This is a genomic window from Pseudomonas sp. URMO17WK12:I6, assembly GCF_003253625.1.
Classification (GTDB): domain Bacteria; phylum Pseudomonadota; class Gammaproteobacteria; order Pseudomonadales; family Pseudomonadaceae; genus Aquipseudomonas.
In genome coordinates, this window is record NZ_QKYZ01000010.1 from 235373 (window position 1) to 249071 (window position 13699).

The 13699-nt window shown below is 60.0% G+C and carries 9 protein-coding genes; 6 read left to right on the plus strand and 3 right to left on the minus strand.

All coding sequences use genetic code 11. The annotated features are described in order from the left end of the window. Positions 1–10 precede the first annotated feature (10 nt). Complete coding sequence (locus F475_RS19580) at positions 11–976, minus strand: 2-hydroxyacid dehydrogenase (RefSeq protein ID WP_064616189.1); 966 nt, start codon at positions 974–976, stop codon at positions 11–13. A 91-nt stretch (positions 977–1067) separates the two neighbouring features. On the opposite strand from F475_RS19580, the gene F475_RS19585 reads away from it, so the two are divergent. Continuing rightward, the gene (locus tag F475_RS19585; RefSeq protein WP_019582369.1) at positions 1068–1697 is read left to right on the plus strand and encodes a LysE family translocator; all 630 of its coding nucleotides are present in this window, start codon (positions 1068–1070) and stop codon (positions 1695–1697) included. Between the two features lie 13 nt (positions 1698–1710). Here the strand turns inward: F475_RS19585 and F475_RS19590 are convergent, their stop codons facing one another. Further along, positions 1711–2481: a helix-turn-helix domain-containing protein gene (locus tag F475_RS19590; RefSeq protein WP_111454523.1), complete on the minus strand. Its 771-nt coding sequence runs from the start codon at positions 2479–2481 to the stop codon at positions 1711–1713. 84 nt (positions 2482–2565) lie between these two features. Between F475_RS19590 and F475_RS19595 the strand changes: the two genes are divergently transcribed. The 5 genes from F475_RS19595 to F475_RS19615 all read left to right on the plus strand — a co-directional run bounded on the left by F475_RS19595 (position 2566) and on the right by F475_RS19615 (position 12164). Then, entirely contained in the window at positions 2566–3750 is a 1185-nt protein-coding gene (locus F475_RS19595; RefSeq protein ID WP_111454524.1) for an MFS transporter, read from the plus strand. Between the two features lie 147 nt (positions 3751–3897). Continuing rightward, the gene (locus tag F475_RS19600) at positions 3898–5580 is read left to right on the plus strand and encodes a fatty acid--CoA ligase (protein ID WP_111454525.1); all 1683 of its coding nucleotides are present in this window, start codon (positions 3898–3900) and stop codon (positions 5578–5580) included. Positions 5581–5913: 333 nt separating this feature from the next. Next, a complete protein-coding gene (locus tag F475_RS19605; protein WP_064616192.1) occupies positions 5914–7803 on the plus strand; it encodes a DUF1302 domain-containing protein in 1890 nt (629 codons plus the stop codon). A 28-nt stretch (positions 7804–7831) separates the two neighbouring features. Next, positions 7832–9196: a DUF1329 domain-containing protein gene (locus tag F475_RS19610; protein WP_018929604.1), complete on the plus strand. Its 1365-nt coding sequence runs from the start codon at positions 7832–7834 to the stop codon at positions 9194–9196. Positions 9197–9425: 229 nt separating this feature from the next. Beyond that, the gene (locus F475_RS19615) at positions 9426–12164 is read left to right on the plus strand and encodes a LuxR C-terminal-related transcriptional regulator (RefSeq protein WP_086946028.1); all 2739 of its coding nucleotides are present in this window, start codon (positions 9426–9428) and stop codon (positions 12162–12164) included. A 109-nt stretch (positions 12165–12273) separates the two neighbouring features. On the opposite strand, the gene F475_RS19620 is transcribed toward F475_RS19615, so the two are convergent. Beyond that, on the minus strand, positions 12274–13699 hold a 1426-nt coding region (locus F475_RS19620), incomplete at its 5' end, for a calcium-binding protein (RefSeq protein ID WP_146602940.1).

Here is a 13699-nt window from a genome sequence, read left to right on the forward strand (position 1 = left end):
CCGCAGTTTATCAACTGACGACCCGCAGCGCTTTACCGCTGAAATAAGCCTGAGCGTTTTCCGTCAACTGGCCAACGATTCGCTGCCGCGCCTCGCGGCTGCCCCAGGCGTTGTGCGGGGTGACGATTAGCCGTGGAATGTCCTGGGCCAGCAGCGGATTGCCCGCAGTCGGTGGTTCGACACTCAACACGTCGGTGGCCGCGCCGCCCAAGTGGCCGTTGCGCAGGGCGTCGGCCAATGCGTGTTCGTCGATCAAGCCGCCGCGCGCGGTGTTGACCACGAAAGCACCGGGCTTCATCGAGGCCAGTTCACGGGCACCGATGAAGTGTCGGGTGTGTTCGTTGAGCGGGCAATGCAGGGTCAGGGCGTCGATTTGCGGCAGCAGCTCGTCCAGCGGCAAGCGGTCCGGGCGGGCAGGGCGGCCCGGAATCTGCCCCAACAAGACGCGCATGCCGAACGCTTCGGCCAGCCGCGCGACGGCACCGCCCAGTTCACCGTGGCCGAGCAAACCGAGGGTTTTGCCTTCGAGTTCGACGATCGGGTAATCCAGCAGGCAGAACTGTTTCGCCTGTTGCCAGCGACCTTCGGCGACGGCTTTTTGATAGTCGCCCAGGCGCGTCGCCAGGTTCAGTAACAACATGATCGTGTGCTGAGCCACCGACGGCGTGCCGTAACCCTGGCAATTGCAAACAGTGATGCCGTGGGCGCGGGCTGCAGCAAGGTCGACATTGTTGGTGCCGGTGGCGGTGATCAGGATCAACTTCAACTCGGGGCTGGCCGCCATGGCCGCCGCATCAATCAGGATTTTATTGGTGATGGCGACAGTGGCGCCTTTGAGGCGTTCGATCACCTGCGCAGGCGTGGTCTGGGCGAACAGCTGCAAGTCGCTGAAGCACTCGCGTAGTGGGCTGAGGTCGAGATCGCCGAGGTCCAGGGACGGATGGTCGAGGAAAACGGCGCGGCGAGAGTTCGTCATCAACTGTACCTTTTGTGCATTGAACTGAGGGCGTAATCTGCCGAGCCTACCAGATGAAACAAGCAGTTACGCTTGGCCAAAAGGAGCCCCCATGTACTGGACAGAATTCTTGACCGTTGCGCTGATTCACCTGCTGGCTGTTGCAAGCCCCGGCCCGGATTTCGCCGTGGTGGTGCGGGAGAGCGTGACTCACGGTCGCCGTGCCGGGACCTGGACGGCGCTGGGCGTCGGTTCGGCGATTTTCCTGCACGTCGGTTATTCGCTGCTGGGGATCGGGCTGATCGTGTCTCAGTCGATCGTGCTGTTCAACGCCTTGAAATGGGCCGCTGCCGCGTACCTGCTGTACATCGGCTACAAGGCCCTGCGCGCGCAACCGGCCAAACCTGCGGCTGACGATCTGCACCAGGAAGCGGGTGAGCGCACCGCGCGGGGCGCCTTCACTGCGGGGTTCGTGACCAATGGCCTGAACCCGAAAGCCACGCTGTTTTTCCTGTCGCTGTTCACCGTGGTGATCAACCCGCACACGCCGCTGGCGGTACAGGCCGGTTACGGGATCTATCTGGCAGCGGCAACGGCGCTCTGGTTTTGCCTGGTGGCGATGTTGTTCAGTCAACAACGCGTGCGCGCCGGTTTCGCCCGCATGGGCCACTGGTTCGACCGGACCATGGGCGCGGTGCTGATCGCCATCGGCGTGAAACTCGCGTTCACCGAGATGCATTGATCGCGCTGAGTGTCTACGGGGGATTGAGTTCGCTCAATTTGTTCAGCGCGTTCAGGTATTCCCGAGGGTTTTCCCCGAGCAAACGGCGAAACATTGCGCTGAACGCCCGAGCACTGCCGTAGCCCAGGTCGCGCGCCACGCTCTGCACGCTTTCCCCGGCGAGCAGACGCGGCAGGGCTTCCATCAGGCGCAGTTGCTGGCGCCAGGCATTGAAATTCATCTTCAGTTGCTGCTGGAACAGCCGCGCCAAGGTTCGAGAGCTGGCGCCGACCTGTTGTGCCCAGTCTTCCAGGGTGTTGGAGTGATTCGGTGCGCGCAGCAGCGCCATGCAGATGCCCTGCAGGCGTCGGTCCTCGGGCATTGGAATGTGTAGCGGAAGGTTTTCCAGGCTGGCGATCTCTTCCAGCATCAGCTTCTGAATCAATGAGTTTTCCGCGTGTCGCGGACCTTGCACCGCGCGCAGGATCAGCTCGCGCAGCAGCGGTGTGACGGCCAGCACACAGCACTGTTGCAGCGTTGGCGGCGACAGTTCGGGGGCAATGAACAGCGAACGCATGCGCACCTCGCCCGACATGAAAATTTCATGCGCCACCAATGGTGGAATCCATACGGCTCGGGTTGGTGGAATGACCCAGGCACCTTGCGCAGTGACCACTCGCATGGTGCCGCAAACGGCGTACAGCAACTGAGCTTCGCGGTGTTGATGCAGTTCCTGGTGAGCACCGTCCACGTAATCTCGCGGATAGGCGCTGACCGGCCCGTGCAGGAAATGGCTGATTAACATGTCAGATCCAATGACTTTGTTGTCAGGATTACTCTTTTTCGCCAACTTAGCATAAGCCGCTCACTACAACGTAAGCGTGCCGCGATGAACCAGTCCAGAAATGTCCTCCGCTATATCAACGCAGCTCATGTGATCGATCACATGTTCATGCTGATTTTTCCCGCCGCCGTTCTCGGCATGACCCAGGCCTTCGCACTGGACTACGCCGCGCTGATCGGCCTGTCTCTCGGCGGCTTTATTGCCTTTGGCGCCTGTTCGCTGCCGGCCGGCTGGCTGGGGGATCGCTGGAGCCGACGGAAAATGATGCTGGTGTTTTTTTTCGGCATTGGCGCTTCGGCGATCTTTACCGGCGTGAGCAGCAGCGCACCGATGCTGGTAATCGGCCTGACGCTGATCGGTATTTTCGCCGCGATCTATCACCCGGTGGGCACCGCGATGCTGGTGGCTTACGCGCAGAACCGGGGCCGCGAAATCGGTATCAACGGCATGTGGGGCAACCTTGGCGTGGCGTTTTCGGCGCTGATCACCGGGTTGCTGGTGGCGCAACTCGGCTGGCGTTCGGCATTCGTTTTGCCTGGCATGGTGGCGATTGGGCTGGGCATCGGTTTCGCGTTTCAGGTGCGCGAAGAACCGATCCCCAAGCGTGCGCACATACCGCTCAAAGATGCGGCCGGTCAGCGGATTTCCATGGTCATGGTGTTCGGCGTACTGGCCTTGGCCACCGCGACCGGCGGTGTGGTGTTCAACGCCACGACCATGACCTATCCGAAATTGTTTCAGGAACGCCTGCACGATTTGTTTACTTCACCGCAAATCCTTGGCGTCGTGGTCAGCCTGGCGTATGCCTTCGGCGCCGTGGCGCAGTTGAGCATCGGCCGGGTCTTGCATCGTTTCAGTCTGAAATGGCCGTTCATAGTGTTGACGCTGTGCCAGGCGCCACTGTTGTTCGGGTTGGCCTATGTCGACGGCTGGGCCGTGATCGTGCTGGGTGCGGCGTTCATGTTCGTGGTGTTTGGCCAGGTTACGGTGAATGATGCGATGGTCGCCAACTTTGTCGCGCCGCAATGGCAATCCCGAGTCTTCGCGCTGCGTTACTGTTTATCGTTCGGTGCCAGTGCTACCGCGATTCCGCTGATTTCGTTCGTCGAACCGCGCCAAGGTTTTGTAGGTCTTTACCTGATATTGGCGAGTATTGCGGCGTTGACCTTCGTGGCTGCAATGGTTTTCCCCCGGACACCGGCCGAGGCTGCCGTAGGAAAAATGGCGTAACGGCTGACGAATTCTCGCAAGTGCTGGCGTAAAGCTAGCATTTGTACGGTTCTGCAAATCATACCTTTGGCTGATTTGGCTGGCGTTCAAGGCCTCTAGAGTGCTTAGCTTTAGCAGCCAAGACTGTGCAGTCAAAAAGGGACTCTTATGTTGCAGACTCGCGTTATTCCTCCAGCCGAGGGCGCTTACCAGTATCCGCTGTTGATTAAACGGCTGCTGATGTCCGGCGCCCGTTACGAAAAAACTCGCGAAATCATCTACCGCGATCAGTTGCGCTACAGCTATCCGACCCTGATCGAGCGGGTTGCGCGGCTGGCCAATGTGCTGACAGAGGCCGGCGTGAAGGCCGGGGATACCGTGGCGGTAATGGACTGGGACAGCCATCGCTACCTGGAATGCATGTTCGCCATCCCGATGATCGGCGCGGTGATCCACACCATTAACGTGCGGCTGTCGCCAGAACAGATTCTCTACACCATGAACCACGCCGAGGACCGCTTTGTGCTGGTCAACAGCGAGTTCGTCGGTTTGTACAAGGCGATTGCCGGGCACCTGACCACGGTGGAGAAAACCCTGCTGCTGACCGACTTGCCGGAAAAAACTGCCGAGTTGCCGAACCTTGTCGGCGAGTACGAGCAACTGCTGGCCGCGGCGAGCCCGCAGTACGACTTCCAGGACTTCGACGAAAACTCGGTGGCCACCACGTTCTACACCACCGGCACCACCGGTAACCCCAAAGGCGTGTATTTCACCCATCGGCAACTGGTGCTGCATACCATGGGCGTGGCGACCATCATGGGCGCCATCGACAGCGTGCGGCTGTTGGGCACCAACGACGTGTACATGCCGATCACCCCGATGTTCCATGTGCATGCCTGGGGCTTGCCGTATGTGGCGACCATGCTCGGGCTCAAGCAGGTTTATCCGGGCCGTTACGACCCCGAGTATCTGGTGGAGCTGTGGCGCAAGGAGAAGGTGAGCTTTTCCCACTGCGTGCCGACCATTCTGCAAATGGTCCTCAATGCCAAGGCGGCGCAAAACGTCGATTTCGGTGGCTGGAAAATCGTCATCGGCGGCAGTGCGCTCAACCATGCGCTGTACGACGCCGCCAAGGCCAAGGGCATCCAATTGACCGCCGCCTATGGCATGTCGGAGACCGGGCCATTGGTATCATGCGCCCACCTCAACGATGAGCTGATGGCCGGCACCGAAGACGAACGCACCACCTACCGGATCAAGGCTGGTGTGCCGGGGCCGTTGGTCGAGGCGGCAATCGTCGACATCGAGGGCAACTTCCTGCCTGCCGATGGTGAAACCCAGGGCGAACTGGTGCTGCGTGCGCCGTGGCTCACCGAGGGTTACTTCAACGAGCCGCAAAAAGGCGCCGAGCTCTGGGCCGGGGGCTGGCTGCACACCGGCGACGTAGCAACCCTGGACAGCATGGGCGTGATCGACATCCGTGACCGGATCAAGGATGTGATCAAGACCGGTGGCGAGTGGATCTCTTCCCTGGACCTGGAAGACCTGATCAGTCGCCACCCTGCGGTACGTGAGGTAGCAGTAGTGGGCATCGCCGATCCGCAGTGGGGCGAGCGCCCATTTGCGCTGTTGGTGGTTCGCGAAGGGCATCAGATCGGGGCCAGGGAACTCAAGGAGCACCTCAAGCCGTACGTTGAACAGGGGCACCTGAGCAAGTGGGCTATCCCGAGTCAGATCGCCGTTGTTACTGAAATTCCCAAGACCAGCGTCGGCAAGCTCGACAAGAAGCGTATCCGCGTCGACATCACCGAATGGCAGGCCAACAACAGCACCTTCCTCTCGACGCTTTAAGCGTCATCTGGCGTGCCCGAAAGGGCACGCCAGAGCCACCAAGCAAGCGCTTGGCTTGTGAAATCCAATTTTTCAGCCATCCTTGCCGTGCCGACATGTGTCGGACTGGCGAAAGGACTGTTCCAGGGTGGCCGGCAGCGCAAATCACACTTTAGAGGGATCAAGCACTACTACCTGCTGGCTATAGTCCGCTCAAGGATTTTTAAGAACGGAGCTCACGCAATAAACGGGGCGATGCAACTTTGGAGTGACTTCGGACCGCTTGGCTTCCGGTTACCCACAGCGTTTTTAAAAGTACTAAGCCATAACAATAATGCACATGGAGTAGCGTCGATGACATCAGTAAACCAGTTCTGGCGCCGGGCGAAACTGCCCCTGGCGGTCAGTCTTGCCTCTTCGCTCGCCGGGCCCGCATTCGGCGTCAGTTTCAACGTTGGTGAAATCGAAGGTCAATTCGACTCATCCCTGTCGATCGGAGCCAGTTGGTCTACTCAGAGTCCCAACAAAAACCTGATCGGCGTCAATAACGGGGGCCATGGCCTGTCCCAGACGTCCGATGACGGTCACGCCAACTTCAAGAGTGGCGAAACCTTCTCGAAGATCTTCAAGGGTATTCATGACCTTGAATTGAAATACGGCGACACCGGTGTCTTCGTCCGAGGCAAATACTGGTACGACTTCGAACTCAAGGATGAAAGCCGCGAATTCAAGGACATCAGCGACAGCAACCGCAAGGAAGGCGCCAAATCCTCCGGCGGCGAGCTCCTCGACGCCTTCGTCTACCACAACTACTCCATTGCCGATCAGCCGGGTTCCGTGCGTCTGGGCAAGCAGGTTGTGAGCTGGGGTGAAAGTACTTTCATCGGCGGCGGCATCAACTCGATCAACCCGATCGACGTCTCCGCGTTTCGTCGTCCCGGCGCCGAGGTCAAGGAAGGTCTGATCCCGGTCAACATGTTCTACGTGTCCCAGAGCCTCACCGACACTCTGTCGGCCGAAGCCTTTTATCAACTGGAATGGGACCAGACCGTCGTCGACAACTGCGGCACCTTTTTCTCCCAGCCCGACATCATTGCCGACGGTTGCGACAACAACCTGCGCGTGCTGAACAAGCGCTCGACCATTCCGGGTGCCGCCTTGCCCACATTGGCCAGGCTGGGCGTCGACGTTAACGACGAAGGTGTACTGGTGCGTCGTGGCCCTGATCGCGATGCACGGGACAGTGGCCAGTGGGGCGCGTCCCTCAAATACATGTTCGAGCCGCTGGACACCGAGTTCGGTGCCTACTTCATGAACTACCACAGCCGTGCGCCGATCTTCAGCGCTACGGGGGCTCCAGCATCGGCCTATGCGCAGGCAGCGGCCTTGCCGGGGGCGCTTCGGGCTCTGGCGCCGTTGGTGGTCGCGGGTAACTCGAACTACTTCGTCGAGTACCCGGAAGACATCCGCCTCTACGGCTTGAGCTTCTCCACCACCTTGCCTACCGGCACGGCGTGGAGCGGTGAGCTCAGCTATCGTCCGAACGCGCCGGTGCAGCTCAACTCCACCGACATTCTGTTCGCCGGCGTGCGTCCATTGGGCGGCACCCTGACCAATGCTTCGCTGCTTAACGGTGTGCCGGGTCAGGACTTGCACGGCTATCGCCGCAAGGAAATCACCCAGTTCCAGACCACCCTGACGCACTTCTTCGATCAGGTCATGGGCGCCAGCCGCCTGACCCTGGTGGGCGAAGTGGGCGTGACCCACGTCGGTGGCCTGGAAAGCACCTCTGATGTCCGTTATGGCCGTGACCCGGTCTACGGGCCTGGCGAACTGCCGTCCACCGGTGGCCTCGATACCTGCTCGGCGATCCTCAACACCAGCACCATCAATGGTGCCGGCGCGGGTGCCGCTACCAACAACCGCAGCCGCAATTGCAACAACGACGGCTTCACTACGGCCACTTCGTGGGGTTATCGCGCCCGGGCCATTTGGGAATACCCCGACGTATTCGCCGGTGTGAACCTCAAGCCGAACGTGGCCTGGTCCCACGACGTGAGCGGTTACTCGCCAGGCCCTGGCGGCAACTTCGAGGAAGGTCGTAAAGCGGTAAGCCTGGGGCTCGATGCCGAATACCAGAACACCTACACCGCGAGCCTGGCGTACACCAACTTCTTCGACGGCAAGTACACCACCGTAGATGACCGCGACTTCGTTGCGCTCAGCTTCGGCGTGAACTTCTAAGCACAGTATTTTCAGGACGAACACATTTATGAAAATAACAAAGAGTCTGTTCCATGTTGGTGTTCTGGGGCTTTCGCTGCTGGCGACCGCTGTCATGGCGGCGGTCCCTGCGGCCGAAGCGGACAAGCTGGGCAAGAGCCTGACCCCGATGGGGGCCGAGATGGCAGGCAACGCCGACGGCTCGATCCCGGCCTGGAAGCCGATGCCAAAAAACGCCGGTAGCGTGGACAGCAAGGGTTTTCTGTCTGATCCGTTTGCGAGTGAAAAACCGCTGTTCACCATCACCGCGCAGAACGTCGACCAGTACAAGGACAAACTCGCGCCGGGCCAGTACGCGATGTTCAAGCGTTACCCGGAAACCTTCAAGATGCCGGTCTACCCGTCCCATCGCGGCGCCACTGTGCCGGATGAGGTGTTTGCCTCCATCAAGAAGAACGCTACCAACACTAACCTGGTGTCCGGCGGTAACGGTCTGGAGAATTTCGAAACCGCGATCCCGTTCCCGATTCCGAAAAGTGGCGTTGAAGTCATCTGGAACCATATCACCCGTTATCGCGGCGGCAGTGTGACCCGTCTGATAACCCAGGCCACGCCGCAGGCGAACGGCTCGTTCAGCCTGGTGTACTTCGAGGACCAGTTCGTGTTCCGCGACAGGATGAAGGATTACGACCCGAAGAACCCGGGCAACATTCTGTTCTACTTCAAGCAGAAAGTGACCGCGCCGGCTCGTCTGGCCGGTGGTGTGCTGCTGGTGCACGAAACCCTCGACCAGGTGAAAGAGCCGCGTTCGGCGTGGGTCTACAACGCCGGGCAGCGTCGTGTGCGTCGTGCGCCGCAAGTGTCCTATGACGGGCCGGGTACCGCTGCCGATGGCCTGCGTACCTCCGACAACCTGGACATGTACAACGGTGCGCCGGATCGCTATGACTGGAAGCTCGAAGGCAAGAAAGAGATGTACATCGCCTCCGACAGCTACAAGCTCGATTCGCCACAGCTGAAGTACGCCGACATCATCAAGGCTGGTCACATCAACCAGGACCTGGCTCGCTATGAACTGCGCCGGGTCTGGCATGTGGTCGCGACGCTTAAGGAAGGTCAGCGTCACATCTACGCCAAACGTGACTTCTACATTGACGAAGACACCTGGCAGGCGGCAGTGGTCGACCACTACGACGGTCGCGGGCAACTGTGGCGCGTCGCCGAGGCTCACTCCGAGAACTACTACGACAAGCAAGTGCCGTGGTACGCCCTCGAAACCTTGTACGACCTGCAATCGGGCCGCTACCTGGCACTGGGCATGAAGAACGAAGAGAAGTCGGCCTATAACTTCGGCTTCACCGCCAGCACCGCCGACTTCACTCCGGCCGCGTTGCGTCAGGAAGGCGTTCGCTAAAACGTTGTAACCCGAGGCCGCATCCTCGAAAAAACGCCCCGACTGGTTCGGGGCGTTTTTTTGGCAGTTCATAAAGATCGTTGTCCGGTATGGCTGTCCGGTTTACCGACATTTTTGCTCGTAGTCTTTTTGTAGCCATTTGTAGCAATAACCTTCAATAGCTCTTCGTTTACCGCTAGGCTGCGGACATCTGTAACGCCGCCATCAGTATTTCAAACAAGAGCCGGCCATGACTGATCTGTCCCCACTTCCGGGCCCTGCAAGCGTTGCCGTCGCGGCACTGGACGGGCGTTTTTTCCGGCCTCCGCTGCCCGCCGGCCATGTGCTGCGGCCGCGTCTGTGCGAGCGCCTGAGTGCAGGTCTCGGTGGCAGGCTGTTGCTGGTCAGCGCGCCGGCAGGGTTCGGCAAGAGTTCATTGGCGGTGGAGTTTTGTCAGGGGTTGCCGGATCACTGGCAAAGCCTGTGGCTGGGCTTGAGTCTGCGGGACAGTGATCCCGGCCGTTTTCTTGAGCGCCTGCTCGAAGGTCTTCAGGACTACTTTCCACAACTGGGCAGCCAGGCGTTGGGGCTGCTGAAAATGCGCCAACGTCATCAACCGTTCGCCTTTGAAGAATGGCTGGACGGTTTGCTCGATGAACTGGCCGTGCACCTCTCACCCAACACGCCGCTGCTGTTGGTACTTGATGACTATCATCTGGCCCAGGGGCCGGTGCTCGATCGTTGTCTGCAGTTTTTCCTCAATCATTTACCCGATGGCCTGTTGGTCATGGTCACCAGTCGGCAGCGTCCGGACTGGCATCTGGCACGCCTGCGGCTGTCGCGGCAACTGCTCGAGTTGCATGAGCAGGATCTTCGGTTGACCCATGATGAAGCCCTGAGCCTGCTTGATCGACACAGCATTTCATTGCGTGGCGAGGCGCTGGAGAATTTGATCCAGCGCAGCGAAGGCTGGGTGGCAGGGCTGCGCTTCTGGCTCTTGGCGGCCTCCGAGGTGGGCAGCGAGGGGGCATTGCCCCAGTCGCTGTACGGCGGGGAAGGACTGATTCGCGATTACCTGCTCGAAGAAGTCATCGATTGCCTGCCCGCCGAGGTGCAGTCATTCCTGTACGACACCGCGCCCCAGGAGCGCTTTTGCAGTGAGCTGTGCGACGCTGTGCGCGAAGCCCATGACAGCGCCGAAATCCTGCGTTTCCTGCTGGCGCATCAGGTGTTCCTGGTGCCGTTGGACGAACACGGTCACTGGTATCGCTATCACCACCTTTTTTCCGATCTGTTGCGCAGCCGGCCCACCGCCCAGGCGATGGTGCCGACGGCCAGCTTGCACCTGCGCGCCTGCCGCTGGTTCAACGCCCAAGGGCTACTCGATGAGGCGGTGGAGCAGGCGTTGCGCGCCGGGCATCTGGATGTCGCGGCGAATCTGGTGCAAAACCTTTCTGAAGAGCAACTGCTGGCCGAGCAGAACGTCGGCATGTTGCTGCGCTGGAAAATGGACTTGCCCGATAGCCTGTTAATCAGCACGCCACGGCTGATCGTGCTCTACAGCTGGGCATTGGGGCTGGCCTGTCAACTGGACGCCGCCGAAGAGCTGGCCAGTCACCTGAGCCGCTTCCTGCCGGCGCCGTCGGCTACTGCGCAAAAATCCATGCTGGCGCAATGGCTGGCCCTGAGCGGGATCATTGCCCGGGGGCGAGGCAATCGCGAGCTGACCATGCTCTATTGCGCCGAAGCACTGGAAAGCCTGCCGGCCAAACGGTATGGACAGCGACTGATGTGCCTGTCGACATTGTCCAATCTGGCGATTGCCGATGGCGACTTGTGGCGTGCCCGGGGGTTGAATCGTGATTCGCTGGAGTTGGCACAGCGCGTTGGCAATCCGTTGTTCGAGGCCTTGGCTCATTACGACCGCGCCCGGGTATTGCAAGCGCGCGGGGAGATTCTTCGTTCACTGGATGAAGTCCGTCAGGGGTTGCAACGCTTGCAAGGTTTATCCCCTCAACGACTCTATGCGGTGCGTGCACGCCTGACCTTGTACGAGGGTTTTTTGCTGGCGCTGCGCTTGCAACCCCAGGCCGCGCGGGCACGTTTACTCGCGGGGTTGGGTGAAGCCAGGGCCTGTCGTGACATCAGCGTACTGATCGGCCACTGTGTTATTGCCCGGCTGGAGGGCAACAGCGGCGAATTCGCGAAGGCCTTCGCCGAACTTGCCGAGGCCGAGCGCCTGATGCACATCTGGGACGTCCCGCCGATTTACTATCTGGCGATGATTACCCTGGTCAAATGTGAACTCTGGCTGGCTCAGGGTCGCACCGATCTGGCCGAAGCCTGGCTTGCGCGACTGGGCCAGACCTATAACGGCGAGCACCCGGCTGCCCCCCCGGAATTCCATCCACAACTGCCGCTGCACATTGAGTTGCAACAGGCGGTGCTGGACATGATGAAGGGCCAGCCCATGCTCGCCGAAGGGCGCCTGAATGCGCTGCATGAACACGGTCAGCGCAGCGGTCGGCAGATGCTCAGCGTGATGGCGCTGAATCAGAACGTTACGCTGTTGTTGGCGGGCGGACGCGAACCCGAGGCCCGCAAGGCGCTGGCCCAGGCTTTGGAAGCGGCCGCCGGAGGTGTCCTGCAACCGTTTGACCGATTACTGGCCGAGCATCCGGACTGGCTGCGTGGGCAACTTCAACCCTGTGCGCCGACGCCGGTTTCGCAGCATCTGCTGGAAAAGCTTCCGGCCATGGCCTCCCGTCCAGTGGTTGAGTCATCGCCTGTTGCTGAACAACTCAGTACGCGTGAACTGGCGGTTTTGCGGCTGATCGCGCAGGGATGTTCGAATCAGGAAATCAGTGATCAGTTGTTCATTTCGCTGCATACGGTCAAGACCCATGCCAGTCATATCAACAGCAAATTAGGTGTTGAGCGGCGCACGCAGGCCGTGGCTCGGGCGAAAGAGTTAGGGGTGTTGGGGTGAACGGGGCCCCCGACATTTTTCGCGTTCAAGTCTTGGCGCTTGGATTCACTCTTGGTGATACAAAACAAAACACCCCGACATTGGTCAGGGCGTATTGTTCAAACCTTGGTCAAACTACCAAGTCCTTGGCACTGAAGGTATCGACGCCTACCAGTTGGATTGCGAAATCTGCATCCAGCCTGCCGTTGACGTTGCCGTACAACACATGATCTTCGAAACGCAGTTGTCCTGCTCCTGTGAACGCATTCGAGTCAATGAATGTAAAGGCGTTGAACGCAGTGGTGAGCATATTGGCATCGAGTTTTGACAGGTCGATCTTGTCGCCCTGTAGGCTGCTGAAGTCGGTGATGACGTCACTGTTTGCCCCTTTGCCCAGCTCACTGAGTAAATTGAAAACAAACCGGTCGGCACCAGAGCCGCCCGTCAGGATGTCTGTGCCCAGACCTCCTATCAGCAGGTCATTGCCCATACCACCATCAAGCAGGTCGTTGCCTGCTCCACCATTGAGCACATTGTTGCCACTGTTGCCGGTCAGCACGTTATTCAGGGCGTTGCCGACACCGGTGAGGTTGTCGCTGCCGGTGAGGGTGAGGTTTTCCAGGTTGGCACTCAGGGTCCAGCTCACCGAGGAACGTACGGTGTCGATTTCGCTCGCCAGGGTACTGGTCTCGGTGACCGCGTCCTGGAGGTTGTCGACGATATAAGTGTCGTTGCCAGTGCCGCCGATCATCAGGTCGGCGCCGGTTCCGCCATCCAGAACGTTATTGCCGCTGTTACCGGTCAGACGGTTGCCCAAGGAGTTGCCGGTGGCGTCGAGGTTGTCGCTGCCGGTGAGTGTCAGGTTCTCGAGGTTGCTGCCCAGGGTGTAGCTGATCGACGACATGACTGTGTCGATTTCGACCAGCGAGGTGCCGCGTTCGATCACCGTGTCGCCGAGGTTGTCGACCACGTAGGTGTCGTTGCCAGCCCCGCCGTCCAGGGTATCAGCCCCGGCCTTGCCGTCGAGGAAGTTGGCAGCGGCGTTGCCGAGCAGGGTGTTGTTCAGGTCGTTGCCGATCACGGTGAAGTTGCCGAGGCCGGTGACGGTGACATCTTCGACGTTCTGCAGGTTGCTTTGACTGAGATCGACGGTGCTGCTGGCCAGGGTCGAGGTGTAGCTGATGTTCAGCAGGTCACGGCCCTGGTCGACGGTTTCCTGCAGCAGTGCCAGTTCGCCGGCCTGGTCGAGGATATAGGTGTCGTCGCCGGCGCCGCCGATCATGGTGTCCAGGCCGGTCTGGCCGTTGAGGATGTTGTTGCCGCTGTTGCCGGTCAGCACGTTGTTCAGGGCATTGCCGACGCCGTTGAGGTTGTCGCTGCCAGTCAGGGTGAGGTTTTCCAGGTTGGCACCCAGGGTCCAGCTCACCGAGGAGCGCACGGTGTCGATTTCAGATAGCAGGGTGCTGGTCTCGGTGACCACGTCCTTGAGGCTGTCGACGACGTAGGTGTCATTGCCGAAGCCGCCAATCATCACGTCGGCGCCGCTTCCGCCCTCC